This window comes from Desulfomonile tiedjei, from assembly GCA_016212925.1.
Classification (GTDB): domain Bacteria; phylum Desulfobacterota; class Desulfomonilia; order Desulfomonilales; family Desulfomonilaceae; genus JACRDF01.
This window is the reverse complement of the sequence record JACRDF010000015.1, coordinates 21,715-48,543: the sequence shown is the minus strand read 5'-3', so window position 1 is coordinate 48,543 and position 26,829 is coordinate 21,715. Positions and strand designations below refer to the sequence as shown.

23 protein-coding genes are annotated in these 26,829 nt (G+C 55.2%); 8 read left to right on the top strand and 15 right to left on the bottom strand.

Annotation, left to right across the window (positions count from 1 at the left end):
* Positions 1-22: 22 nt before the first annotated feature.
* Positions 23-1,363, bottom strand: a complete 1,341-nt coding sequence (gene creD / locus HY913_07670; protein ID MBI4963137.1) for a cell envelope integrity protein CreD — start codon at positions 1,361-1,363, stop codon at positions 23-25.
* Positions 1,364-1,570: 207 nt separating this feature from the next.
* Positions 1,571-2,779, bottom strand: coding sequence for an inner membrane CreD family protein (locus HY913_07665; GenBank protein MBI4963136.1), 1,209 nt, complete (start codon positions 2,777-2,779; stop codon positions 1,571-1,573).
* A 519-nt stretch (positions 2,780-3,298) separates the two neighbouring features.
* Here HY913_07665 and HY913_07660 point away from each other — a divergent pair.
* Both HY913_07660 and HY913_07655 read left to right on the top strand, forming a co-directional pair.
* Positions 3,299-4,024: a response regulator transcription factor gene (locus tag HY913_07660; protein MBI4963135.1), complete on the top strand. Its 726-nt coding sequence runs from the start codon at positions 3,299-3,301 to the stop codon at positions 4,022-4,024.
* Positions 4,021-5,685 (top strand): HAMP domain-containing histidine kinase, encoded by a 1,665-nt coding sequence (locus HY913_07655; GenBank protein MBI4963134.1) that lies wholly within the window; start codon positions 4,021-4,023, stop codon positions 5,683-5,685. The genes HY913_07660 and HY913_07655 overlap by 4 nt, the downstream gene beginning before the upstream one ends.
* Before the next feature lie 293 nt (positions 5,686-5,978).
* Here the strand turns inward: HY913_07655 and HY913_07650 are convergent, their stop codons facing one another.
* From HY913_07650 to HY913_07640, 3 genes are all read right to left on the bottom strand, one after another.
* Positions 5,979-7,883, bottom strand: a complete 1,905-nt coding sequence (locus tag HY913_07650) for a TRAP transporter permease (GenBank protein MBI4963133.1) — start codon at positions 7,881-7,883, stop codon at positions 5,979-5,981.
* Positions 7,884-7,897: 14 nt separating this feature from the next.
* On the bottom strand, positions 7,898-8,290 hold the full coding sequence (locus tag HY913_07645) for a DUF1850 domain-containing protein (GenBank protein MBI4963132.1): 393 nt from the start codon (positions 8,288-8,290) through the stop codon (positions 7,898-7,900).
* A gap of 115 nt (positions 8,291-8,405) precedes the next feature.
* A complete protein-coding gene (locus HY913_07640) occupies positions 8,406-9,410 on the bottom strand; it encodes a TAXI family TRAP transporter solute-binding subunit (protein ID MBI4963131.1) in 1,005 nt (334 codons plus the stop codon).
* Between the two features lie 495 nt (positions 9,411-9,905).
* Here HY913_07640 and HY913_07635 point away from each other — a divergent pair, with 495 nt between their 5' ends.
* The 3 genes from HY913_07635 to HY913_07625 all read left to right on the top strand — a co-directional run bounded on the left by HY913_07635 (position 9,906) and on the right by HY913_07625 (position 12,929).
* Entirely contained in the window at positions 9,906-10,700 is a 795-nt protein-coding gene (locus tag HY913_07635) for an enoyl-CoA hydratase/isomerase family protein (GenBank protein MBI4963130.1), read from the top strand.
* Positions 10,701-10,765: 65 nt separating this feature from the next.
* Positions 10,766-11,419, top strand: coding sequence for a lysoplasmalogenase (locus tag HY913_07630; protein ID MBI4963129.1), 654 nt, complete (start codon positions 10,766-10,768; stop codon positions 11,417-11,419).
* Positions 11,420-11,804: 385 nt separating this feature from the next.
* The gene (locus tag HY913_07625; GenBank protein MBI4963128.1) at positions 11,805-12,929 is read left to right on the top strand and encodes an MBL fold metallo-hydrolase; all 1,125 of its coding nucleotides are present in this window, start codon (positions 11,805-11,807) and stop codon (positions 12,927-12,929) included.
* A 4-nt stretch (positions 12,930-12,933) separates the two neighbouring features.
* Here HY913_07625 and HY913_07620 read toward each other — a convergent pair whose 3' ends face one another.
* The 8 genes from HY913_07620 to HY913_07585 form a co-directional block, all read right to left on the bottom strand.
* Positions 12,934-13,710 (bottom strand): SDR family oxidoreductase, encoded by a 777-nt coding sequence (locus HY913_07620; GenBank protein ID MBI4963127.1) that lies wholly within the window; start codon positions 13,708-13,710, stop codon positions 12,934-12,936.
* 189 nt (positions 13,711-13,899) lie between these two features.
* Positions 13,900-15,138, bottom strand: coding sequence for a thiolase family protein (locus tag HY913_07615; GenBank protein MBI4963126.1), 1,239 nt, complete (start codon positions 15,136-15,138; stop codon positions 13,900-13,902).
* A 32-nt stretch (positions 15,139-15,170) separates the two neighbouring features.
* The gene (locus tag HY913_07610) at positions 15,171-16,391 is read right to left on the bottom strand and encodes an acyl-CoA/acyl-ACP dehydrogenase (protein MBI4963125.1); all 1,221 of its coding nucleotides are present in this window, start codon (positions 16,389-16,391) and stop codon (positions 15,171-15,173) included.
* Between the two features lie 21 nt (positions 16,392-16,412).
* Positions 16,413-18,026, bottom strand: coding sequence for an AMP-binding protein (locus HY913_07605; protein MBI4963124.1), 1,614 nt, complete (start codon positions 18,024-18,026; stop codon positions 16,413-16,415).
* A gap of 24 nt (positions 18,027-18,050) precedes the next feature.
* The gene (locus HY913_07600; GenBank protein ID MBI4963123.1) at positions 18,051-18,701 is read right to left on the bottom strand and encodes a hypothetical protein; all 651 of its coding nucleotides are present in this window, start codon (positions 18,699-18,701) and stop codon (positions 18,051-18,053) included.
* 22 nt (positions 18,702-18,723) lie between these two features.
* Positions 18,724-19,401: a hypothetical protein gene (locus HY913_07595; GenBank protein MBI4963122.1), complete on the bottom strand. Its 678-nt coding sequence runs from the start codon at positions 19,399-19,401 to the stop codon at positions 18,724-18,726.
* Positions 19,402-19,568: 167 nt separating this feature from the next.
* The gene (locus HY913_07590) at positions 19,569-19,961 is read right to left on the bottom strand and encodes an SCP2 sterol-binding domain-containing protein (protein MBI4963121.1); all 393 of its coding nucleotides are present in this window, start codon (positions 19,959-19,961) and stop codon (positions 19,569-19,571) included.
* Between the two features lie 233 nt (positions 19,962-20,194).
* Complete coding sequence (locus HY913_07585; protein ID MBI4963120.1) at positions 20,195-20,800, bottom strand: TetR/AcrR family transcriptional regulator; 606 nt, start codon at positions 20,798-20,800, stop codon at positions 20,195-20,197.
* A gap of 493 nt (positions 20,801-21,293) precedes the next feature.
* Here HY913_07585 and HY913_07580 point away from each other — a divergent pair, with 493 nt between their 5' ends.
* The 3 genes from HY913_07580 (at position 21,294) to HY913_07570 (ending at position 23,051) form a co-directional block, all read left to right on the top strand.
* Positions 21,294-22,427: a glycosyltransferase family 4 protein gene (locus HY913_07580; protein MBI4963119.1), complete on the top strand. Its 1,134-nt coding sequence runs from the start codon at positions 21,294-21,296 to the stop codon at positions 22,425-22,427.
* A gap of 121 nt (positions 22,428-22,548) precedes the next feature.
* A complete protein-coding gene (locus tag HY913_07575) occupies positions 22,549-22,791 on the top strand; it encodes a type II toxin-antitoxin system Phd/YefM family antitoxin (GenBank protein MBI4963118.1) in 243 nt (80 codons plus the stop codon).
* Positions 22,788-23,051 (top strand): Txe/YoeB family addiction module toxin, encoded by a 264-nt coding sequence (locus HY913_07570; protein ID MBI4963117.1) that lies wholly within the window; start codon positions 22,788-22,790, stop codon positions 23,049-23,051. Before HY913_07575 ends, HY913_07570 begins: the two co-directional genes overlap by 4 nt.
* A 203-nt stretch (positions 23,052-23,254) precedes the next feature.
* Here the strand turns inward: HY913_07570 and HY913_07565 are convergent, their stop codons facing one another.
* On the bottom strand, positions 23,255-24,169 hold the full coding sequence (locus HY913_07565) for a hypothetical protein (protein ID MBI4963116.1): 915 nt from the start codon (positions 24,167-24,169) through the stop codon (positions 23,255-23,257).
* Between the two features lie 221 nt (positions 24,170-24,390).
* Complete coding sequence (locus HY913_07560) at positions 24,391-26,565, bottom strand: Gfo/Idh/MocA family oxidoreductase (GenBank protein ID MBI4963115.1); 2,175 nt, start codon at positions 26,563-26,565, stop codon at positions 24,391-24,393.
* Positions 26,566-26,829 lie beyond the last annotated feature (264 nt).

The following is a 26,829-nucleotide window of genomic DNA, read 5'->3' as shown; positions in this document are numbered from 1 at the left end:
ATCCCACCATCCCCGGATAGGATTATTCCTGAGAGGCATACCAGTCCACCTTTCTTGTCATGAACATGATGACGGCCAAAACCACGAACAATCCGGCTGAACCTACCAGCAAGGCATAGTCCTGGTCTCTCAGTAGCACATACAGGTAGCTGTACAAAATGGTCACCACGGTTCCAACAATGATGGCCCGCGATGCCCTCTTCAACACAGCAATACAGTAGGAGAAAGTAAGCGCAACAATCGCAAAGCTCGCAATAGCGTAGGCCACGGTAAATCCGATGTGTTCAGCCAGAGATAGTTCCAGGAGGTAGAACAGACACATGCCCGCGCCGACAAGAAGATACTGGACCGCGTGGATACGGATCTTGGCGAGTACTTCAAAAAGCCAGAGAGTGATGAAGGTGAGAGAAAGGAAGAGCGTCATGTACTTGGTGCTTCGTTCGGCCATTCGGTAATGGTCCACAGGTGATATCAGACTGACGCCAAACAGGGAAGCCGTAATGGCCTTGTCCATAGGTTCCGCGGAGGTCCATTTCTGGGGGTAGTTTCTTCCCAGAAAGGGGATGGTCCAATTTGCCTTGAAGCCTTGTTGATTAACCGTGCGTTGTGAAGGGAGCCAGGACCCTTGAAAGCTAGGATCGCTCCAGTTTGACTCCAAATCCACCCGCGTTTCCTTTCCGAAAGGTGCAAAGAGCGCTTTCTCACTCCCATTGAGATTAAGAGTGAAAGAGAACTTAAGGCTATCTGCACGCAATAGGCCTGTCAAATCCGCGTGAATTCCCGGATTTTGCGGGCTGGCTTCACCTGCGCCGGGCAGGAACTCCATTTTCTTGTCATTCCAGTTCAGGATTGCCTTGTTCGCGATAGCTCGCACGTCCGAGACGCGTGTCGACAGATAGGCACGGTCCCACAGGATGTCCTGTGACGCCACTTTCCATTGTGACAAGTCAGGCCGAGCGAACTGGCCGGTACACGTCAGAGCCATGCGGTATATGGGAACTTTGAAAATCCCGCGGTACCTTACTTCGCTGTCCAGTTTTCCCGACCAGTGCAGACTTTCGGGCAGGAAAGTGGCGTATCTAATCTCGGAACGGGTCTTGGTCTCGCCCGTCTTAGTTTGCTCTGTCCATTTCCTTACGAATGGGACCGTAATTGAGGGACCGACGACGATCTGGCTTCGCCCCCATTTGCCCGTCACTTCTTCCACCGCCTCGTGCCGCGTGGACTGGCGCTCCCGTATCACATCCTTGATCATCGCGGCCGGTACGTGCAGCAACAACACCAAGAATCCCAGCAACAGAATTCGCGCAAAAGGGGACTTCTTGAGAGACGCCAAGAAGTTGATGCCTCGACGATTTTCCATACCTAGCTTCCTTTCTTGGACCCGCGAGACGGTGCCGAATCCGGAGATTTTTGTTCCATGTGGGAGGCGCTCACTCCTCGTACACTGTCTTCGGCCGGCAACGCCTCTGTTTAATAATGGTGTGTTTCGGCTGGATTCCTCGTATTACGCCCTGAAGTTTGGTCAGAGACTTTCAGATTGAGGCGCATTCCGGCAGCCCATAGCTTCCTATAAGGCCGGCTGCGCGTCGCCAGGATTGTCTCGTGGGGAGGGTGGGCTCTCCTTGCTGAATAAAGCATCCCAATCAAGGCGGGCCGTGATTTGCATTATCAGGAACAGAGTGGCAATGCAGAGGACTGTTATTGCCAACCCGGTATATCCCTTGAAGAAGAAGCTGTACGAGAAAAGCACCAGAAACACGAATTGGGAGATTCCGACCTCGAGAAAGGCAAATCGTTTCCCGACGACAAGGCGCATGTAAGAAATTACTAGGGCCACAGAAACGACCGAAGCGATGACGAAGGCAGCGTGGATGGAAATGTGGTCTACCAGATATGCCAACAGCAGGTGAAAGCTGAAGAAGGACGCTCCGATAAAGAAATAGTTTATCGGATGAATTCTGACTTGCTTAACCGTAGATATGAGAAAAAGGACGAAAAAGAAGAGAAAAAGAGAGATCGGAGCCGCGAAACTCACCTGGCTTACCCACGGTCCGGGGTTCAGCTTGTGCGGCATCTCCATGCCTATCTTGACGCTGCTCAAAAGGTTCGTGTACGTCCACTGAAGTTGCCACCCCTTGTCGGTCTTCTTTTTACTGGTAGGTGAAATGCTGTTTTCGGGGAAATCGACTTGAGCGAAGTCAGTATTCATGGTCAGCGAGAAGTTCTTGATCTGATTAACGCTGGAACCGAAATCGTACCACCATTCATCCATTCCGCTTGTCACATAGCCGACCTCAACGGACTCCGTCTGCCCCGGCGCCAACGATAGTTCTCTAGTCAATTTGCCATTTTGGATGGGAAGGTCCGGAATTGCCTGCCCGCCCACAAGCAATCTGACATCGTCGTAAATGGCTTTTTGGGAGGGGAGTTCAAATTTGAAGGTGACCGATATGGGCGATTCCGTCGGGTTGATCACTTGATATCTCCCTCCGAATTTCACACGATAGGTTGAATACCAGAGCAATCCTTTCTGTCGAGGTTCGAAGCTCAGGTCGACATCAAGGTTGCTTGCCTGAAGATAGGGCCGGCTCCTACTATCATTGGTGCAGATCGCCGGCGCCTCTTGCTTTAGCTTCGTACCCCAGAGTTCTCCGACAGCCCCGCGGAGCTTCTTGTCGTAATCCTCAGTGCGCTTGTCAACCGTAGTGCCCAGAGCAATCCAGGTCGCAGCCGTACAAAGATAAATGAAAACGATTGCATAAATTCTCTTCATCATGATGCACCCCCTGTTTGATATTACCTCAGCGGCAGCCGCTATCGAGGCTCTTCCTGTGGTGAACATGCCACCCGAATGTGCAACGGTGATGACAAGGATATGGAGAGTTCGTGGAAATTTTGTGCAAATTTGGTGCAAGAAAGGAGTGAGCAGCCATCGGCGGAAAAGCAGTTCACCGCAGCGGACGCAGAGAGCGCGGAGATGTAGGGGCGGGGTTTATCCCCGCCCGCTATACCGGGCCTCACAGGACGGGCGGGGATAAACCCCGCCCCTACAGGCCGTCGTCCCACCATTGGAGGTCGTAGGGTACTTTTGAGACAGCCTTCATGCCGTGTCCTTACGCAGCAACGTCTGGAATGGCTCCGTGCGGAACGCGGAGGTTGCTCTTCCGGGTGATTCGTCCCCGCCGAAACAATCAATGCAGGAAACGATTGTTGTTCCACGCCCGCGCAGGGTAATATAGTGAAAAGAAGTCGACTCACCCAAGGAATGTCCCAGCACCGTTGAACGGAACTTTGTATGAGCAAACCCAGTTTGATTCTCATCGCGGACGATGATCCCCACATTCGTGAAGTGGTCCGTTTCGCGCTGGAAAGCGCGGGCTTCGGAACAGCTCAAGCTTCCAACGGCCGGGAAGCGGTGGAGCGATTCCTCTCCTTGAGCCCCGATCTCGTGGTTCTGGACATCCTCATGCCGGAGATGGATGGGACTGAAGTGTGCCGCCAAATCCGCTTGCAGTCCGTGACGCCGATCATTTTTCTCTCGTCGCGAGACGAAGAAGTGGATCGCATCCTTGGTCTGGAATTGGGCGGTGACGATTATGTCACCAAGCCTTTCAGTCCCAGGGAACTTGTGGCCCGAGTGAAAGCGGTTCTTAGACGGGCTGAAAACATTCAGCCGTCCGCGGATTCTGACGAGAAACCGGGTACGAAAAACATCCTGTCTCATGGCAGCCTGGAACTCGACCTGGACCGATTCGAGGCTCACTGGGACGGGAAACCAGTGGTGCTCACGGTCACGGAATTTGGCATAATCCGTACGCTCCTGAGCTATCCGGGCAAGGTGTTCACGCGCGACGAGTTGATTTCCGCGGCGTACACGTACGACAATATAGTGACTGACCGAACCATTGACAGCCACGTTCGCAGAGTTCGCGGGAAATTCGCCCAGGCTGGAGCGGACCCCATAGAAACCGTCCACGGACTGGGCTACCGTCTCGGGCCCTGTGTGAAAGCTGGCAAATGATGCGTTGGCGTCCCCGCCTTGCGAGTGTCTTGTTCGTAGTCAATCTGCTCATATTCCTTTTGCCGCTCGGCGGAATCGCTGTTCTGCGACTCTACGAAAGCGAACTGATACGTCGCACCGAAACGGAACTGAACGCGCAGGGGGCTTTCGTAGCATCCATTTACCGTACGGAACTCTTGAGGTCCCTGAGTTCAGGAGAAGCCGCGGGCGTAGTGAGTTCCGGCCTCTCCAACTACGGCATCGCTCTCCCTCCAAAGCCGGCCGATCCGAAGGACCCCGATGGTCCCTGGACGCCGATTGATGCCTTGCTGGACATGGCCAAGGACCGTATCTATCCTCGAGCCCCCGACGCCAGAGAACCGGAAGCGCCCGCAGACCCTGTGGCTCAATTGGTGGGGAAACGGCTCACGCCCGTGTTGTTGACCGCGCACAGAGTCACCCTCAGCGGAATCAGGGTCACTGATTTTCGAGGTGTGGTGGTGGCATCCACGCGGGGGGACCTGGGAAAATCATTGATGGGCCAGGAGGAACTCCGAGGAGCGATTTCGGGACGCCATGTCAGTGTGCTCAGGGCTCGGGTTGGCGAAGGGCCCAGTCCTCCCGTCGAGTCGATCAGTCGTCGCAGCGGAGTGAGGGTTTTTGTGGCCATGCCAGTTATCGAACGCGACAGGCTGGTTGGTGCGGTATTGTTGTCGAGGACTCCGTTGGGCTTGTCCCAGGCACTCCATGTCAACAGATCTTATCTCGTGGGTGGTGGTGCGGTCATTCTTCTGGTGGTATTCGCTGTGACCGCTCTGACTACTCTTCTGATCACGAGGCCGGTGAAAGCCCTCATTCGCCAAGCTGAAGAGGTTACTCTAAGTCATAAGGCCGTGGTGACGGTTCCCCTGAGCAGCCCCGGCACGCACGAAGTGGCCCAATTATCGAAGGCACTGGCTCAGATGTCTGCCACGCAGGAAAAGCGGGCGGACTATATACGCACATTTGCCTCCAACGTGTCTCACGAGTTCAAGACCCCTCTCACTTCTATTCGGGGGACAGTGGAGCTGCTCAAGGATCACTTCGCGGACATGTCTCACGAGGATCGCGACCGCTTCCTCCATATACTGGAACAGGACGCAGATCGTTTGGCAAGGCTGGTCGGACGACTCCTGGATCTCGCCAAAGCCGATGTGGTGCAACCGGGCGCGGAACAGGCCCCGGTGCCTGAAGTTTTCGACCGGGTTGCTCACAGGTTCTGCTGCGACGGTCTTAACGTGACGTTTAATTCGCCGCCACAACTGCCACCTGTGGCAATGGCACCAGAGGTGTTGGAGTCCATCCTGTCAAACCTGGTAGATAATGCCAGGCAGCATGGCAGTCCGGCGGCTCACGTTCATGTTTCAGCGCATCACGAAACAGATGCGGGGAAAGATCAGGTTGAAATCACGGTTCAGGATAACGGCCCGGGAGTGTCGGCGTCAGATGCGCACAGGATCTTCACTCCGTTTTTCACCACAGCGAGGCAGTCCGGCGGCACCGGCCTGGGCCTTTCCATAGTTCAGGCGCTCGCGGTTGCTCACCACGGAAGCATTACTCTTGAGGAAAGCCCGTCGGGCGCTCGATTCCGCATCGTCCTCCCAGTGAATCCCGGTCATCCTGCACAACGAAAGAAGGCCTGAAGGTGAGGCGCGCGGGCGTTGGCCTGAGGCACTAGGGCTCCAGATCCCTTGAACCCTACCGACTATAGTGGTTGCCACAATTTTTGTCCGATTTGCCAGCACCCCATTCCGTCATTCCTGCGGAAGCAGGAATCCAGTCCCGCGGCACGCGGGATTTCCTGGGTTCCCGCTTTCGCGGGAACGACGGGCGTTACAACGCTCTGGCAAAGTAGGTCCCGTCGATACGGTCTGAAAACCAGACTGATCATCTCGTGGCCAAACGGACATTACTTTTGGCAACCAGTATAGCAGCGTCAATCCTCCACTGTCTTCGCACTTCGCGTCGCGCGTCTCCGCTGAAACAGATACACCCCCACCACGATTCCGGCCCCCAAGAAGTCGGTCAGCACGCCTGGATCTATCAGTAGAAGGCCCCCAGCCCCAAGAGCCAGCCGCTCCGTGCGCCAGAGGCTGACGGTCCAATAGCCTGCCACCCCCGCGCTCAGGGCAGTCATGCCGAGAACGGAGGTCAACAGCATTTGCGCAACGTGGAGTGGTGTAGCTCCTATCAGGACCATTACGGGCGACAGGGCAAAGATGTACGGTACCAGGAAAGCGCCCAGTGAGAGCTTCACCGCCTCGATCCCGGTCTTCCACGGATTGGAGTTCGCGATGGCAGCCCCGGCATATACTGCAAGGGCTACAGGCGGAGTGATGTCGGCCACGACCCCGAAGTAGAACACGAACAGATGCGCTGCAAGAGGCGCCACGCCCAGCTTTTCCAAGGCAGGCGCTGCCATGGTGGCAAGGACTATATACGTGGCCGTGGTAGGAATACCCATTCCCAGGACCAGGGACGCGAACATGGTGAACACAAGGGCCAGGAGCAGTCGGTCACCTGCAAGGTCCACCATGTTGGCCGACAGCTTGAGACCGATACCCGTCAAGGTCACCACCCCGACAATGATCCCCGCAGCCGCGCACGCGGCGATAACCGGCAAAGCGGACCGCGCGGCCGATTCCATGATCCGGAAAAGGTCCCGCAGCCCCATCCGGGTGTCTCGCCTGAAGAATCCCAGCACCAAGGCCAGAGCCATGGACCAGACCGCAGCCTTCGCGGCACTGAAACCGGAATCCAGCAGCCAGAAGATCAGCACCAGCGGCAAAATAAGGTAACCCCGTCTGAGCATGACTTCCGTCAGCTTCGGCAGACTTTGGCTCGGTAATCCCTTCAGCCCCTCTCGAAGCGCCTCGAAATGCACCATGAGAAAAACGCCGGTGAAGTAAAGGACAGCCGGAATTGCCGCAGCCTTGGCAATGTCGATGTACGACATGTTCAGGAACTCAACCATGACAAAGGCAGCCGCTCCCATGACCGGTGGCATGATCTGGCCGCCCGTCGATGCGGAGGCTTCCACAGCCGCTGCAAACTCCGGACGATAACCCAGGCTCTTCATCATGGGAATGGTGAAAGAGCCGGAGCCCGCGGTATTGGCAATGGACGAGCCTGAAATGGTCCCCTCGAAAGCGCTGGAAACCACCGCCGCTTTGGCCGGACCTCCAGGGCTCCTTCCAGTCAGCGCCATGGCGATATCTATAAAAAATTGACGAATGCCCGTTTTCTCCAGCACCTGGGCAAAAAGAAGATAGATGAATATCACGGTGGCCGACACTCCAAGGGGAATCCCCATGATTCCCTCCAGGCCGAGGTACGAATGCTCCAACACGCGCTGTAGAGACAGGCCCCGGTGTGCGAACAGTCCCGGGAGGTAGTTGCCCCAAAGGGCATAGGCCAGAAAGGCTGAAGCTACAATGATCATGGGCCAACCGGCCACTCGGCGGGTCGCTTCCAGCACCAGCATTACCGCAATCCCCGCCACAACAAAGTCCGCGGTGGTGTTGACTCCGGCTCTGGCCAGGAGTTCATGATAGAAGATCACGTGATAGAAGCCTGCTCCCAAGCCCGCGAGAGCGAGCAGCACGTCATACCAGGGCGGTGCCTCGCGATGAAAATCTCGGCTGCGGACGGGATACAGGAGGAATATGAGCCCCAGCCCCAGGGCCAGATGGATCGAGCGCTGTAATTGCGGCGCAAGTGGGAGTGTGGCAGCGGTGAATAGTTGGAACGAGGCCAGGCCAACGCTGGCGAGCAGGACGATTATCGCCCACGGACCTCGCAACCGCCGGAATGCGGATTCGCGATCCAGTGCCTGGAGCACGTCTGGATTAGGTTTCAGGATCTGCTCAGGCTGTGCCGCCACTGCCAAACCTCGGCAAAGACAATCAAGATCAGCGGAACCCGTTCAAACGCCAGGCGTGCCAGGCGATCAGGGCCTACCTCGCTCACCAGGTTGCAGTCCCGAAGGCCGGTCTCCAGGCGATGGCCGAACGGCGAGACCCCGAGGTTCAGTTCCTCCAGGCATCGAGAGTACCCTGTAACGCTCACCCTCCCGTCTTGCATTCGCCATATGGTTCCCGGTTCCGGGTTGGACGGCAAGCCGGGGCCTTCGTGGTCAAAAACCATCTCCGTCAAGCAGATCCGGCCGTCCCCATCAATTACGTAAGTTTCAGCGACCGCTCGTTTGCTAACCGTATGAATCCACGTGAGGCTAAACTTTGCGCCCACGGAAGCAGGAATAGCCCAGAGGGGACAGCTCTCTCCGGCTCGGTGGATAGTGAGCGATGTTACGGGGTAGCATAAGACGGCTAGAGACAGAATCCCCGCACCCACAAGCACACGGTTACGGTAATTTGGTCTCGATTCCTTTCTCCTTGAAATACTGGGCTGCTCCCGGATGAAAGGGTATTGTGACGCCCTGGGCTGCGAGCTTCGCGTCGAACTCCTTGGCCTTGGCATGGCCGATAGAACCGGCTTTTTCGAATAGGGCCTTGGTCATTTCGTATACCAATTGACTATTGATCTCGTCTCGTACCACGAGCATCGCCTTGAGCGCGACCACCGCCACGTCCGAGTCCAAACCTTTGTACGTGCCCGCGGGCACCGGAAATTCAACGTAAAATGGATGTTCCTTGCGGAGTTTGTTTACGTCAATAGGCAGCAGGCGGATCGGTGTAACTGTCTGGACATCGGCCAGAGCCGCGTTTGGAATTCCGGCCACTATCACCAGGGCGTCCGCGGAATTTTCTCTCAAGGCCGTGGCGCCTTCGGCAAACCCCAAGAAGAGCGGCTTGATGTCCTTCTTCTCCCCGTAGGTCAGCCCGTAGGCATTCAGTATCTGCCGCGAAGCCAGCTCTGTGCCGGAAGCCGCAGCGCCTACCACCACGGTCTTACCCTTGAGGTCCTCGATTCCGCGGATGGGGCTGTTGGAGCGCACCACGATTTGCACCGCTTCCGGATAGAGCGCCCCAATGGCCACGTAATTGGTATATTTCTCTTTCTTGTCGGCAAAGGATTCCGTGCCGGTTCGACCGTACTCGGCGATATCATTCTGAATTAGCGCGAAATCCACCTCGTTCTTCCCGAGTAGCCTGACGTTGGCTACGGAAGCCCCTGTAGCCTGTACGGTTACATTCGCTCCCGGTATGGCGTCCTTCCAGAGCTTGGCAATTCCTCCGGCCAAGGGGTAGTACGTGCCGCCGGTGCCGCCGCTGGCCATTATCAATTCGATGCTTTCACCGGGTTTCCAGGGCTTCTCTTTTGACACGTTTCCGGGAGCCGCTCCTACACTTAGTGGAAACGCCAAGCAAACGAGAAAAACCAGTGTCCACTCGATTAGTTTACGCATGTTGGAATCTCCGGTCATGTTCTTATTGAGCCCCAATACCACACTTCCAGCCAATGAAAAAGAAGTTCTTGGGTAAGTGTTTTATCATTCACTTAAACCGATGCGCTTTCATACGAGGAACATTGCGAGACCGACTTAACCCGATGTCGAATCTTTGAACGCGCATCGGCATCAATGATTTGGCACACATGGCATTTGGCCGGGTTTCGTAGGGCCGGCGTCCCTGCCGGCCATCGTTGATGTCACTTCTTGGAAAGGGCATCGGTATCACAGCAGTTGCCTGCCCGGCGAAGGGCCGAGATACCGTACTTGCGCGACCTGATGGGGGCGGCAATTTTACAGCGTTTGGTTTGCTCGGTTCAATGGTATATTCGAGTTCAAAGGTAATCAGGAATTCAGGGGCGAGTTTGATTCCGGCCAATACCTCTGTGCCCGGCGCGACGCTTTCGATCAATACCCAATCCGACCCGTGTCTTTAAGAAAGAGGCCGTTCACATGGACTGGAAACACGTTGAAATCAACAGATCAGGCCCGGTGGCCGTTGTGAAATTCGATCGTTCGGACAACCTCAATGCCCTGTCTTTAGACCTAATGAGAGAACTTACCGAGGCGGCCCGATCTTTCGAGGACGACCTCGACACCACCGTGGTGGTTCTGACCGGTTCCCCAACAGCTTTCAGCGCGGGACTGGACCTGCGGGATCCTAAAGTGATCGAGGCCACGCAGGCCCCGTTGGGAGAAAGGCGAAGGCTGGTGGGGTTCGGGCCTAAAATGTGCCGCGCGTGGGAAGAAATGCAGCAGGTTACCATAGCGGCCATCGAGGGCCATTGCATTGGCGGAGGCGTCTCACTTGCCGTTTCATGCGACTTCAGGGTGATGGCTGACGGTGCTTTTTTCAGGGTGCCGGAATTGGGTCTGGGCATGAATATGAGCTGGCAGACGCTCCCCCGCCTCGTGCACCTGGTGGGCCCCGCGAGGGCCAAACAAATAGTTATCCTGGCCGAGAAGATCGGTAACGAGACGGCCTTCAATTGGGGGCTGGCCGATTTTCCGGCGAGAAAAGGCGAGGCCTCGTCACAAGCCATGAACGTGGCCAATAAGGTCTCGGAAATGCCTCCTTTGCCGGTGAAAATGACCAAGCAGGCGGTCAACGCGGTTACCAATGCGCTGGATAGCGTGGCCAGTTACATGGAGACCGACCAGTTTATCCTGTGCCAGACAACTCAAGACCACAGTGAGGCGGTCTCTGCCTATTTCGAGAAACGCAAAGGCACATTCAAAGGGAATTGATCGAATGCCATGGAGCGCCACGACACTTTAAGGCAGCGCCCATCAGGCTGAGAGTTGGAGGTCGGATGATAGACATTATTATTCTATTGGTTGCACTGGGTCTGATGGCGGGACTTCTGATCGCGGAGAAGAGAGAAAGCCCGCGATCGATCCTTCTTTTCAAAACGCCGCTTTCTGTCCTCTTCGTAGCCGTTGCTCTGATTCAGCCTCACCCTGATCAGTCATATTATCACTGGATACTTGCGGGACTTGTTTGGGGCCTGATAGGGGACGTGTGTCTGGCCCTACCGGGCAACAAGGCGTTCAAAGCCGGGCTGGTGGCGTTTCTGGTCGGCCACATCCTGTACATAGTCGCTTTTGCTCGCCTTTCCGAGCCGGCGGCATGGGTTACACCGGCACACTTGCTGATAGCCGCTGCCAGCGTTGGGGTTTTCTGGTGGCTTCGCCCGCACCTGGGAGCTATGCTGGTCCCCGTCCTATTCTATGTGATAGTGATCAGCGTGATGTTGGCCGCAGCATGGGTTGCTTTCCTCAATCCTGCGGTGAAAGCCGGAGGAGCCTGGACATTGTTAATCGGGGCATTGTGCTTTTACTTTTCCGATGTCTTTGTGGCCAGGGACAGGTTCGTGAAGAATCAATTCGCAAACCGACTCCTGGGATTGCCGCTCTATTATGCAGGGCAGTTTCTACTTGCATTCTCTGTGGGATTGATCAGGTAGGCCCTGCCTGCCAGGCCGAAAGGATTCGCTTAGCTTAGCGAGATATTCGAAGTCGGAATTGTTCACTTTACAAAGAATGCTCCACTTCCGTGGAAATTATCGCTTCGATCACAGGGTATCCGCGCTTGTTCTCGTTTCTTGCTCCTGTAGGGGCGACCGGTGGTCGCCCCAATGCGGGCGCACGCCATGCGCCCCTACAGGAGTAGAAGATGCAGGTCTGGATGATGAAAAGCTAAGCAGTCTCTTCTTTGCCCAGTGCATAATTCCGTTCGAGGTTAATTAGCACCATTGCGCTGCCCTTGAAACATGGGGCATGCTGGAATAAGGTATCCTTTTACAGAGAGCCGGAGATTACCGGCTCGTGTCAGGTTCATTGGAGGCTTGAATGCTGGACGATCGCATTACAATTGTGAACCCGGGAGATGAATACCGCAACGGCATGATCGTAAAGATCTCCGTATCCACCGGCCGCGATATTTTTGCACTTGCCACGAAGAATGTGTACTCGGGCGACTGGGACGTGGGCCCCACTTGGAACTACCTAATCGCATCGGATAGGCCTTTTCTCGTGGACGCGGGAAGGCGGGGGATGGCTTCAAGTCTGATGGAAATGATGGAATTCGTGGGCATCCCGGCCAACAAACTCGATTCCGTGGTACTTAGCCACGGGCACGAAGATCATGACGGCGGCCTGTTCGCTTTGACTCAGGCAGCCGGGGTGGAAATCAAAGCTCACGAAACGTATCAGACCCTTGCTGCTGTTGCGCCCTCCCAAGCGCCCTTGCCCGAAGTATCCAATTACCCCGCTTCGTGCTGGCGCTGCCCCATGCCCAACAGCTTTACTCAGAAAAACTGCCATGACTACCACAGAGAGCGGGAGACGCTTAATGTTACCCCCATTTGTGACGAGAATTACGATCTTGGTCAGGGGATATCTGTCCTCCACGTTCCCGGGCACTCGCCGGACTGCCTTGCCTTTGTCATCGACGATGAAGTGATGTTGACCGGCGACATGATTCTCCCCGAGATTACGCCACACCCCACGAGAGAGCAGCACTTCGAGGCCGCACAAAGGGTGCTGCCTTCCCGCTATGATGAAGCAGCCCAGCTCTATGGTCTGCGCGCGTACATCCGGTCAGTGAAAAGATTGCGTGAAGTTTCGAGAAGAGTTCCCGGACTGGTGGGGTTGCCGGCCCACAGATTGTTTTCCAATGGCCGGTGCAATGTGCTGACCCTTAGTGTCCGGTGCGATGAATTGATCCAACACCACATACAGCGGTGCTCGGACATCCTGGGCCTTGTAGGCTCCCAGCCCATGACACCTGTTGAGATCGCGCACGGACATTTCCAGCCTCAGTTGCTAAACGGCTTCGGCATCAACCTGGCGCTGGACGAAGTGTTGAGCCACTGCGAAATCCTTGAGCACAGCGGAGACATCACGTGGGTGGACGGGAAAGTGGTTTCCACGGGCAAACGAGGATTCGAGACTTTCATCAACGACATTCACTAGGTCATCAATCTGGAGGCATGGTAAGGGACTTCACTACCGGTCTTCTCAGGAACGGGGCCGCCCAGAATAGCGCGTTGAGAAGATAAGTGGAAATACCCATCTTGCGATGGAGCCTTTTGCCGTGAACCGCTTTCCAGACTGTTTTTGCCACTGTTTCGGGTTCAATTTTCACGCCCATTTTCTCAATACTGTAGACCGTATCCGGAACATCCAATAGAGGAGTTCTCACGTACGGCGCCAGGATGTCACTGACCGTCACGTCGTATTGCTCAAATTCGATGTCCCAGGCTTCGGTCAAGGCGCACATGGCATGCTTGGTCGCTGAATATACGGAGAGATCGGGAACACCGTACATGGCCGACGTGGATGCCATGTTTATTATCCTGGCACCGGGTGTCGCCTTTAGATATCTCAAGGCCATATACGTGCAGTTGAGCACGCCCTTCAGGTTAACGTCCACGGTTCTGAGTTGCTTTGCTATGTCGACGTTGTCAAAGCGCCCGAAACTGATGACTCCAGCGTTGTTGAACAGTACGTGCATCGAGCCGCCGGTGAGCTGCGCAAAGGCATCCACCGCCTCTTGAACGCTGACGGGATCGGCCACATCCATATATTGAGCGTGACAATTGCAATCACCGATTTCGGCCCGAAGTGATTTCAATCCCTCTTCACTTATATCCAATAACCCCACAAACCAGCCTTTCCGGGCGAACAGAAGGGCGGTTTCACGTCCAATGCCCGAGGCCGCACCCGTGATGAGAATGGTTTTCTTGTCCTTCATCAATGTCTCCTATTACGAAAAGAAACAATGCAGGTCAGAGGTCGCCGGACAATTCGCTTTCATTCAAGTAGTCGTCTCATGCCAGTTCGCGGTCAAGGGAATGATCTAGGTGAGAGTAGATTTATGGTCGACCGTCAAAATCCCCCTCACTCCTCTTTGAAAGAGGGGGGAAGTCAGGCGCAACCCCTCTCACACTTTCTGCAGAATGTGGACGCACATGGCCGCTTCTTCCAAGCCTATGTTGCCGCCGCCGTTCTCCGCTAGAGCTGTCTTCGCTCCCGGCACCTGACGCTTTCCGGCGTCCCCTCGAAGCTGAGCCGCCAACTCGAAAATCTGGGCCAGGCCTGAAGCTCCTATGGGATGGCCTCGGCATTCCAGACCGCCGGATGTGTTGATGGGCTTCTTACCGCCCAATTTCGTGGCCCCGGACTCGGCGAAAGGTCCGCCTTCTCCGGGAGGACAGAATCCCATGACCTCTGTCTGGTGGAGTTCACCGTAAGCGGTCGCGTCATGCAATTCTGCCAGGTCAATATCTTCCGGGCCCACTCCTGCAAATTCATACGCTTCTTTGGACAGGCGTTCGCCAATGTCCACGCCGTCCAGATCCCTGTCGCTGCCCTGTCCCAGTATCGACGCAAGTATTTTGACCGGTCGGGCTTTGTCGAGCCTCCTCAGGACATCCTCGGAACAGACTATGGCAGCGGCCGCGCCGTCGCCCACCGGTGCACACATGGCCCTGGTCAGAGGATACGCGACAGAAGGGTCCGCGAGCACCTCTTCAACGGTCATGGCCTTCTGATACTGAGCAAGGGGATTAAGCGAACCGTGGAAGTGGTTTTTCGCTGCAATCACAGCCAGTTGCCGTTGAGTGGAGCCGAAACGGTCCATGTGCCAGCGAGCGCCCATTGCATACGCGTCCATGAAGATGCTCCTGCCCTGGCCCGGTGCGGAATCGTCCTGAGGCAGCTCGATGGCGAACGACTTGCCCACCTCCAGGATCATCTGGACGTGCGACTGGAAGTTCTCCATGTCCATGCACGAAGCATAAGCCTGCAAAGACTGAAGCTTGTTAGGACAGGTGATCTTCTCTGAGCCGACTGCAAGCGCTACATCAAAGATCCCGGCCCTGACGCCCATATATGCCAGATGCAGAGCTGTAGAAGCGCCCGCACAGGCGTTTTCCACGTTGGTGACCGGTATCTTGTCTATGCCCATTCCCCGGAGCACAACCTGACCTCGGATCGAGTGTTGGTTGGTGAACATCCCCCAGAACGTATTGGAGAAGAAAGCTGCCTTCAGGTCCCGCTTTTGCAGCCCCGAGTCTTCAAGTGCCAGGTGAATGGCCTTTTCGGCCATGGTTCGAACCGTTTCGTCTTTGTACTTGCCGAATCGGATCATTCCCGTGCCAACAATGAACACATCACGCATTAAACTACCTCCTGCCAGGGATGAGCCTCTTCCTAGAGTTTGTGTGCCCCTGTGATCATCAAGCTGTCATTGGCTCCATCTTCTATGAGCGCTGCTCTGGCGTCTCGAAAGATCTTCTCGATCGCGTACTCCTTGCTCATACCGTAGCCACCGAAAATTTGAACAGCCTCGTTGGCGACTTCAAATGCTGTATTCGTGCAAAACACTTTTGAAGCAATGGAATACTCTATAGAAGGCGGTGTGTTGTTGTAATTATAGACCAAGGCCGCACGAGAAAGGGCTCGAGCCGCTTCCACCTTCATAAACATATTGAACAGTTTGTGCTTGATGATCTGATGTTCGAAAAGCGGCTTTCCGCCCTGAATCCGCTCCTTGGAATAGGCCAACGCTTCCTCGTACGCGGCTCTGGCCGTGCCCGTGAAGACAGCGCCCATTGCGGCGTTGGCAGTGGAGAGAGTGACATCGAGCATCGCTTCATAGCTCTCCTGATCCACCAGCATGAAATCGCGCGGAACTCTGACATCGTCGAAGTAGATCTCACCTTGGGACAGGGCCCGCTGGCCGAGCTTGTTCAGAGCGCGGCCTCTGCTAACTCCCGGTCTGTCCAAGGGTATGATGCAGATGCCGCCACCCGCCAGCCCCATGGATGGGTCGATATTCAGGTACGCCAGTGCGTGAGTAGCGATCGGTCCATTGGATACCCATGCGGACTTCTGTCCGTTGATCACCCACTCGTCTCCCTCAAGCTTTGCTCTGAGCTGCCCTTTGATCTTCGGGTCGCGAAATAACTCGGTTCCGGGGCACAATTGATCGTTGCCGTGGTTCGGCTCGGTTATGGCCCAGCATCCTATAATTGTGGCGTCCCGGTTTTGGCAGAACGGGGAGATGATTGTCTCTTCCAGGAGGTCGTTTGGCAGCATGCACGCAAAAAAAGCCGGGAAACACGACACCCCGATGCCGATGGCGAAATCCGCGCTGCCCCATCCCATCTCTTCAAGGACCATGTGGACTTCCAGAGGGTCAAGCCCCAGGCCGCCGTACGTATCGGTCATGAGAACGTTGTGGTAGCCCAATTCAAAGCCCTTTCTCATGGTGTCCTTGAATACCGGGCTTTTGATCATGTCTTCGGGATCGGCAATCTTGTCCAGTTCTATGCTCGCGGGCCGGAGAATTTCCCCTGCGAACTTGTGCGCCTGCTCTTTCAGAGCGTTTTGCTCGTCGGTGAGTTCGATGTTCAGGTCGAGATATGTCACTTTTTCACCTCCCTGGTCCTTTCACCTGTAGTGGTCGTAAGAGTGGACGCCATCTCCGTCCGGCGAGAACCGGCTTTTAAGGACCCTGTCCAACGCCTTTTCAGAGATGCTCTTGGGAATTTCAGCCACAATTTGCAGATACGATGGAATGTAGTTCGGTTCCAGTTCCTTCTTGCACAGTTCATAAACGGATGCGGGATCGATCGACATGCCTTCGAAGGGCGCCAGTGCGGCCACCAGGTCGCTTTCTCCGGGTGCGCCCGAAGCAGCGGGAATTCCGTACACGCAGGCCTCGCTTACTGCCGGGTGTTTTCCGAGGATCGCCTCCACGTAATCGGGTTGGATGAAATCCCCGGCCCGGCGCAGTTCGGTGCCCTTCCGATAATCAAAGAAATACCATCCCTGATCGTCTTTGTGGACCAGATCTCCGGAACGAAGCCAACCGCCTTTGGTCTTCTCTTCGGAGGCATCAGGCAGGCCCAGATAGTCTACTTTCGTCTCTCCGCGCACCATGCGCGAGATCAGTTCGCCGGTTTGCCCCGGAGGAAGCTCGTTGTCATTTTCATCCACCACTTTGAACTCCATGACTCCCGGCACAGGCTTGCCGAAAGAGCCGATCGGCCCTTTTCCCGGAGGCTTGAAAGCGAACCCGCCTTCCACAGCGCCATACCATTCGAGGATCTTGACCCCGAACCGATTCTCGAACCCTTCCCAGATGGACACAGGTGTTCCTGCGCTGAGCACCATTTGGACAGGATTCTCGGCATCGTTCTGTTTTTCGGGCTCGTTGTATATTCCGGACATCATGCCTCCCAAGAGGGAGAAAGTGGTGCAACCGTATTTCCGGCAGATGTCCCAAATCCTGCTTTTGGTGAACCTGGGGCTGAAAACAGCCTTGATTCCCATGTTGAGCGCGGGAAAGAGCGTCACGGCCTGGGCATTGCCGTGGGTCAGCGAAAGCCCGTTGTAAAGGCAGTCGGTTTTGGAGTACTTCCAGCATAGTTTGGTCAGAATATTGAACACACCGAGCCGGTTATTGCGGATCGTCACCCCTTTAGGATCACCGGTGGTGCCGGAAGTGTAGATGATCTGCATTGGATGGCGAACATCCATGATCTGCTGGTCCACGATCCGCCACGAATCCGCGGCAAGTGTTTCGTTGAGCGCGTGGAAAGCCGACGAGACCGGCACTTGCTGGTCTCGCTGGTACGCGATGGAAACGAATTTGAGATTCGGCAGGTCTTTGGCGACTTCTGCAATCTGCTCCAGGCATTCACCCGACGCGATGACCGCTTTTGCATTACTGTTGCTGAGGAGAAACCTCAAACGATCCCCACGGGACCGCGGGTCCACCGGCACGACGATTGCTCCGATGGTTGTGGCTGCCAGGATACAGAATGCGAACTCGGGATAGTTCCGCATGAAGACCGCGAAAACGTCTCCCTTTCCGATTCCGTTGTCGAGCAGCAGTCGAGCGATCTTATTGGAATTCTCGAACAAGTCCTTGTAGGTGAGCACGTCATCCCCGTACTCGCCTCGCTCAAACACGAATATCTCTCGATCGGGCATCTCATCGGCCCTGATTTCGACAAGATGAGACGCGATTACTTGATTGAGGTGTGTTTTCGACCCCATTGATCCCTCCGAACGCTTCCTGATTTACTCTTCGATGGCCCCAATAAAGCCCCGAGTGAATGTCGGGAATTCCTTGTTGAAGATCTCGTCCCAGTGTTCCTGGGTCCAGTATTTGTGTCTGTCGAAGAATGGGTCCTGTTTTGCAACGCTCACAGAGACGCTCACCACAATGTCCACATCTTCAATGATTTGCATGGCCTTGGCGGCAAATGCGAAAGAGCTGAACACCCGGCAGTGCAATCCTAATCGCCAGGCAACGGCTGCTGCGGCATTCGCTGCTATGTTGAGATTGATGTTCCTGAACTGACAACTGGGCCCGTTCGCAGTAAGTGATTCCACTTCCTCGGCAGCGTTCATTTCCGCACAGCTCCGGTAACCGCACGCGCCGCAATTGTAATTGAACGGTGACCGTCGCTTATCGCCGATGACCATCAAAGCAGCGGGTTCCTTCATCAATTCGATCAGGTGGCGGCCGTCCCTGGCTCCTAATGGAGACATGTCCCCCAAGGACAAACAGTATTCGGCGATTTCTTGCATGTCGTCCTTGCCGGCGGTAACGATCCGGATCGTATTCTTTCCACCGAACCTGAAGCTGTTGTGAGCCGCCACAGCCATCAGCTCGACCCCCCGATCCAGTCCGCCGAGAAGAAGATCGTCCATTTCCCTTCTTTGCATCGCTTCCTCCCTTTCCCTGAGCCTAGCTGTAGATTGACCTGAACTGCGGCCAAAGCCTCTTTATGATCCGGTCGTTCATGGTGCGTTCGTTCATTTCATCGTATTTGAGGGGGATATCTCTGAACGGGGACTTCTCCGTGACCGAGATTGCCACGGCCAGAGCAAATCCGGTGTCCCTTGGCAGGATTCGCATCCTCATCGCGGCCGCTCCCGCGGACCAATAAACGCCGTAGTCGATCCCGAGGTTCCGAGCCTGTGAGACTATTCCGTCCACGGCGAACGCGACATTGTCCGCGCGGAAAGTGCACAACGGCCCCGTGAACGCCACTCCGGGCTCTTTGGGAAGACGTTCCGCTTCCCGCATGTATTCGCACGTGAGCTTGCCGCACATGTTGCAGTTGATGTCCGAAGGATCGGTCAAGCTCCGCAGCGAAGTGACGATCAATACCGCGTCCGCGTCACGCAACATGGCCGCGTCTCTTTTGAAGAATCCCCACCCCTTATTTTCGCCGGCCATGCCTTCGATCTGTTGGCATAAGTCCTCGATATCACACTCGTCGTCTATTATGTGGATGGTACATTCTCCGACCCCCCCGACTCTCGGCGCAGTCGTTCCCGAAGCCAACAGAAGCCTCGCTGCGAGCCGGGCAGCTTGCTTCCTGTCTTCTTCAAACTGCTTCAGACTTCGTTCCATGGTCATGTTTCGTCTCCTCGATGTACTGCCGTGGTTCTCCCGGACCCTGTCTCCGCCGTGAGAGGGCGGTGTCCTAGGCTTCTGGACTGCGTTCATGCTTTTGGCACGAGACGCGTACGCAGCCCTTAGCGCCCGCGCAGACGAGTAGCTTGCGTGACGCTCGGTAATCTTGGCTAAGTGTTAAGTCCGTATTTGCGGGCGTGATCCGGGTACGCCTTGTATGCGGGTTTGAGTAAAGGGAGCAGCTTCAATACCTTTGGCATGGGGCCTTTAACCTTGATCAAACCCTTGGCCAAAGCTATAGGCATGGAGACCTCTTTTAGCCAGAACTTGTGGCAGGTGTCTCCGCTCAAGGTCATGGACACGGTCGGCTTCAGATCGGCAGGGCCACAGATTACCTCCCCGTTTCTGTTAACCCAGATTTCACCATCCGGGTCGGTTATGTTGAAATAGATAACAAGGTCCGATTCCATGAATTTGGGGCCGAAATCAGGGCTCTCCATGAGCATTCTAAAGAGATTGCCCAGCACATCGTACATCTGGTCCGCGCTTCCAAAGACTGCCATTTCTTGAACCTCCGTTGCTCGAGACGTAAGAGTTCTCCGAAGAGAGGTCTATCTCAACCGGTCCTACCTGGCACCGGTTTCAAACTGGGGTTTCTTGGCTTTCTATTAGTGGGGGTCGGCGTCCCTGCCGGCCCCACGACAATGCGGTGGTGGTTCCGCGGGACGCCCGCCAGGATCGTTGAAATGAGGACGAATTGGCACAAAGCGTCCGCGGCCGGGTATCTACGGCAGATCTAGGTTTCCTTCAGCCCCACGAGCCCCGTGATGGCAAGCCGAAGGAAACTTTCCGCCCAGTCCGTCGAATGGGTTTCCGGGTCCAGGAACCAACGGGTCGCGATACCTTGGTAGATCGCAGAAATGGCCCGAGCCGTCCCATCCGTATCCGCCACTGAAAAACGTCCCGCATCGTTGCCTTGTTTCAAAGCTACTTTGAGCATGACAACCCAGCTCTCGAACCAATCGCGGAACAGTGAGCCGTATTCCGGGTCATGCGCGGCCAGGGCCATGCCGTCAAACAGTAGAGGATAAGCCACCTGGACCTCAGGATCATCTCGATCGAAAATCCAGATGAAAGACAGCAGCTTGTCCATTGCGTCTGCATGTTGGTCCATGGTCTCTCTGCCACGAGTAAAAATACGGTTGAAGAACTCTCTGAAACTCTCCCTAAACAGAACCTCTTTGCTTGGAAAGTAGTGAACCAGGCCTCCTTTGGACAGGCCGGAAGCCTTGGCCACGTGTTCCAGGGTGACGCTGTTAGAGCCCTGTTCGGACATGATTCGTAATGAAGCATCGAGTATCTGAGATTTTCTGATCTTCTCTAAAGTGGGATTTGGGGGCATTTACGACATCCATACCGTCATGTGTCTGTTGGGTTAGCGGGAGCAGGGGACACAGACGAGTGTTCATGACATAACGACCGGTCGGACTACAAACCGACTGGTCGGATTATCAAATTTCCTACATCAAACAATCAGGCAACGCAAGTTTTTTCTTGAGTTTCATGTGAACATTCAGTTACGCGGGGAGGGTGCAGAAAACCATTTCACCGCAGAGAACGCAGAGGGCACGGAGAAGAGGTACATCGCACACTGCGGATGCCGGTTCAAACTGGGAAGATCTCCTGCCGGTGTTGTAGGGGCGGTTCGTGAACCGCCCGCAATCAGGGCGCTTCTCGAAGCGCCCCTACACGAGCCCCTTGCAGTTAAAGGTTTGGAGACAGTCTCGGCGGTGCGCCCGTACACTAGGCGCACTCCGCGATCTCTGCGGTGAAAGATCCGTTACTGAGCGAACAATTTTCGTCCCGAAGTCCTGACTATTTTCGGAGGCGCTTACGTGGAACGAGTTCTTATGGTCGGCCCCATACCTCCACCCTTTGGAGGAATTGCCTCCATAATGGACGATCTTGTCCACTCGTCCCTTCAGGAAGATTATGACATCAAAATTTTTGAGAGAATCCCCAGCGAAAGCTTCCCGCCTTACGCTCGCGGGTTGATAAGAGCAAATATCTTCAGGTTTAAGAGGTTTTGGCGGTTCTTCAAGGAATTGCGCAGAGGCAATTACAGGCTGGTGCACATCCATTCTTCCGACACCGCGGAATTCCTCGGCACTACCATCTTTATGATTCTGGCCCGGGTCGCACGCGTAAGGGTCTTGCTTCACATTCAAGGAGGGGACTGGGACGAATTCTATACGTACAACTCTCTGTTCAGAAAGCTGTACACGAGGGTAGGGCTCTACGTCCCCGAGGCAATAGTCGTGCTCTGGTCAATGTGGGTCGATAAAATAAAGGAAATGTATCCTGCAGCGAATGTCCGAGTAATCAGAAACCTCCTGCATGACCAGGAACCTCCCGATGCGTCGGAGGTTGAGCGACTTCGGGGAGACCTGGGACTTTCCAAGGAAGATTTCGTGGTGGTCTCGGTTGGAGCGGTTGGCTGGCGCAAAGGGACCTTCGAGATTCTCAAGGCGATTCCTCAAATTGTATCAGAGGAAGATTCCATAAGGTTCGTTCTTGTGGGAGGGGAGGGCAAGCCGGGAGAAATGGCCCAGTTGAAGCAGATCATTGAAAGCGAAAAACTGGAACGCTGGGTTCATCTGACAGGGGAGGTCGAACGCGACACAGTTCCGCTGTACCTGGCGCTGGCGGACTTATTTATCCTGCCGTCTTTCATAGAAGCGATGCCGGTGTCGATCATCGAGGCCATGCGCAGCGGCCTGCCGGTGATTTCCACGCGAGTCCAGGGAATTCCGGACACGGTGACAGACCGCGTCACAGGAATACTAATAGACCCCGGAAATCCTCAGCAAATAGCGGAAAACGTGCTGCTGCTCAAAGGGGACGATGAATTGCGCATGAAAATGGCCGAGGAAGGAAAAAGGCTTTTCTGCGAACGGTTCGAGTTTTCAAGAGGCATAGAAGAACTCAGAGGCTTGTATAAAGAAATGATTAGTTCGAGTGCGAAATAGGGAGCCGGAATACAGCTATGCTCACCGCACACCACCGGGCGAGGTTATTGTTCAGTCCCAAAGCACCACTTGACAATTCGTACGTGGAAGCGTACGGTTTCGATAGGTGAAGGAGCAGACTATGACCGTTATCAAAGCAAGTGAGGCCCGAGCCAGGCTGTACGGATTGATAGATGAAACTGCGTCTTCTCACGAGCCGATTCTCATCACTGGAAAGAGAGGCAATGCCGTCCTGGTGAGCGAGGAAGACTGGCGGTCCGTTCAGGAAACGCTATTCCTGCTTTCGGTTCCAGGCATGAGAGAATCCATCGTTGATGGGCTCAAGACCCCTGTCGAGAAATGCACCAAGGAACTTGATTGGTGACGTGGGAACTCGTCTTTACGCACCAGGCTCGAAAGGATGCCAAGCAACTCGCTGCCGCCGGATTGAAGGAAAAGGCAAAAGAGCTATTGAAGCTTATTGAGAGGGATCCTTTTGAGGCCCCACCGCCATACGAAAAGCTTCTGGGCGATTTGAGCGGCGCCTATTCTCGAAGGATCAATATCCAACACCGATTGGTTTACCAGGTGATTGAGGAGGACAAGGTAGTAAAAGTGATCCGTCTGTGGTCTCACTACGAGTGATGGAGCGCCTATTGTCTCAGCCCCTGAACCTGCTCGTCCGGCCTGCTCTTGGGTCGCCTGGATGCCGTCGTGATGACCCGCAATAGTGCGTAGGATGCGGTGACCAACGGGAACCGCATCGTCCGAATTCTTTTCGCGAGCGATGCGGTTCGCTTCGCTCACCACATCCTACGCTGCTAGCCATGGCAAGCGGTTTCGAGCCATCAATATATGCTGCAACCGGCCCTTTGAATTACTTCCACGTCCTTGAAACGTGCATGCTCACCACCGGAACACCTGAACCCCACTCTCCCCAACGGAAAGCCCCGTAACAGCTCTGGGTCAGAAAATACCTGGCGTTCATTTATGAAAACTCTTATTGCATATCCTCGGACTTCCGTTTTTGCCGTGTTCCATTCCTTCAATGATAGCCCGTGTGCCATGTCCGTTACTAGTTCAAAACCTCTCTCGGGATCAGGATCGCGTAGCGCACTGAGGCGTTTCCGAGTGTGTGGGCGCAGTCGACTTGAGGTACATTGAATCATGACACACGGGCCAAAGTGCTCACCCCGTACTATCCAGCCTGCGCATTGGTCGACGATCCGGAAACTGAAGATCAGGTCGTAATTCTCCCATGCTGATCCCCATTTTAGCAGCCCGCCCTCATCCGAATTGGTGACGGCAAGCTCCTGTCCATCCAAAGACCACTCACCCCTGTAGTCCCAGCTCGCCAGATCTGCAGCTCGAGATTTGTCCAGCAGAATAATAGTCTGCCTCTCCAGACTATCAAGCCGCGCTCCAAGCCTTCGCATTTCTTCCGTTCCCCGGACGACCTCTACGATATTTTTCTCCAGACTGCCGAGCCGCCAGCCCACGGTTCGCAAACGCAATAATAGGCCCATCAATATTAGACCAAGACCGCTCCAGACCCCTATTTCAGAGTACTCTCTCGCAACAACCAAAAGCGTCGAAGCAAATGTAATGAATGAAGCCAGCTTTGCCAAAAGCCAAGGTCCTACCGCACTGGTGACGGCAACCACTACTCCAATTGCGGTAAGGACTAGAGCCGCCAGCTTGATCAAACCTGAATGATTATTTGCCCAGTTATTTATTCGTTTGAATTTCTCTGAAGCTGGCATTTAAGTGTCCCGTGGGTATTTCTGTTCGAACTATATTGAGCTTTCGCAAGTGGTCAAGAAAAAACGACTGGGCAAGTAGTTGATCACCGCATCCTACGCGCCATGCCGCGGATTTGGCCTCAGCCCTTGCCTCCCCAGAGGCAAGGGCGACAAATCATAGGAGTTTTTGGGGAGGGGTCTGGGGAGGGCCTTTTTGCAAAAAGGCCCTCCCCAGTGGTCCTTCACACATCTAGCTTTATCTCGCAGCCGGTTTTCGCGCTTTTATAGCAGGCAAGGGCCATCCAGGTGGCCACTAGTCCGGCGCGGGCATCGGCTCCTCGAATGGGAAACTTCTCCCCGCGGATAGCGGCCGCGAATTCTTCGAGTTCCTTTGCGTGGCCCTTGTTCCCTCGCTCTCCCCACCCTACGGATTGGGAGGCGCCGTATGAAGAGAAATTCCTGAAGTCGTCGCTCCGAGCGGCTCGCCCGTTGCCGAACGCCTCGAAGTATTCCTTGCCCATTTGAGCGCTGCCGAGGGTCGTGTACAGGACCTGTCCCGCGGACCCGCCCGGATACTTGATCTGCACCATCAGGTCCGGGTCAATTACCGTTTCTTCGCCCGCGAACATTGCCAGAACCGAGACCGGTTCAGCCGCCATGAACCAGTTGCTGAGATCGAAGAAGTGTACAGCTTCGCCGAGAACTCGGCCCCCTTCTTCTTCGGTGTTGCTCCAATCTCCAGCGACTATTCCGGTGTTGACGCGGGAAGAAAATATTCTCAGGCCGTCGGTGCCGATGGCATTCCTTGTTGCATTGATCCAGGGAGAGAAGCGCCGGTTAAAACCTACGCGAACAATCAGCCCCTTTTCTGAGGATTTCTCGACTATTTCCTGAGCGTCCTCCAAAGTGAGCGTCATGGGTTTTTCCACGAATACATGCTTCCCTGCATCGAGCGCCTCCTTAACAAACCTTGCATGAGTGGTGTGGCGGGTGGCGATCAGCACAGCGTCGATATCCGGGGACGCGAGGAGTTCCCGATGGTCGCTGGTGGCAATTGCCGCGGCGTGTCGAATGGCCGCGATCCCGGCAGTGGCCCCGGATCGGCTCGCGATCCCTTGAATGGCGAACGTGTCCCTCATCTTCTTCAGATTGGGGACATGTACGTCCTTTGCATGCCGGCCCACACCGATGAGGCCCAACCGAATTCTTCCATGTGATATAGCTTTAATTGGCTGAGGGTACCGTACGGTTCGTGCAATCTTGAGAACCTCGGCCGCGGGCTCTTCCGGCTGGCGGCCGTAATCAAAGAGCACGCCGTACGTGTCGGGATCGGCTTGCTTCACTCGCGCATAGGCCTGAGGAGCTTCGTCAGGGGTGTAACGGACGCTGACAAGAGACCGGAGGCTGAGACGCCCCGTTGCCATGAGGTCCAAAAAGAACTCCAAGTTCCGGCGTTCGGTCCATCTAACGTACGCGGCCGGATAGTCGCGACCCCTCAGTTCGTACTCCGGATCATACCGACCCGGCCCGTAGGAGCAGGACATGCGAAGTTCGAGTTCTTTCGCGTACATTTTCTCCCGTTCAAGGGCCAGCCCGACTTCTCCAACCATAGAAACACGACCACGCTTCCGGCACAGATCAAATGCCAGGTTGACGGGTTCACTGAGACTGGTGGCCGCACAGACTATCACGCCATCCAGCCCTTGGCCGTTAGTCAGGTCCATGACCTTGGTCACGGAATCCGTGCCATCCAGAGCCCAGGCTTGAACACCAGGGGTCTCCCGCGCCTTTGCAGCGCGCTGCTCGCTCACATCCATTCCGAAGGCATGGTGTCCCAACGCATGCAACATTCTGACGCAAATCTGCCCGATAAGGCCAAGTCCCAGCACACCGATACGCTCGCCGGGGGTGGGGTCCAGCCGTCGGATTCCTTGAAGCGCGATACAACCGAGCGAAGCGAAGGATGCCTCCTCCAATGAAATGCCCTCAGGGATTGGAACAAAGAGGTTCTTCGGTATTACAACGTACTCGGCGTGATTAGCGAGCCCGGAACCCATGCAAGCCACCGGTTGGCCATGTTTGAAGGGCATTCGGTCATTATCGGATTCAACTACCCAGCCCGCGCAACTATACCCCATATGGTCGTAGTCACCGATCTTGTCCCAAATCCGGTCCCATGCTTGTTTGTAGCCCTTGGTTTCAATCAGTTTCCAGACTTTTTCTGCTGAGCCTTTTGAGGACCGTGCCCTTTCGTACAACCCTAGAAGGCCGCCCCTCCCGCTCACATATGAGCCTTCCGTGCCGCTGCTGATGACGGAAAAGGCGTTGCGGACAAGCACGGAATCGCGCAGCCGTCCCGGGATCGGCACGTCAAAGACCGTCACTTCTCCGGCGCCGGAAAGGAACACTTGCTTCATTTGATGCCTCTGTGCATGGCCGTTTTCCCAGAGTCCTTACTTTGAGTAGCATGTGTCGATTCTTGATAAAAGTACTAAATTTAATCGGGATCACAAACTGCGCAATTGCTCCACCGCAAGACCTTAGTATGACTGGACCGCGTAGAAAAGGCCAACAAAAAAATCCTCTGACGGTCCCCGTGTTTTTGCAACATTGTCAAGAATGCTGCCATGCCGATTGGTTATCGTGGGTCCGTTCACCGGGTTCGGATCGGCGTGCCTTCG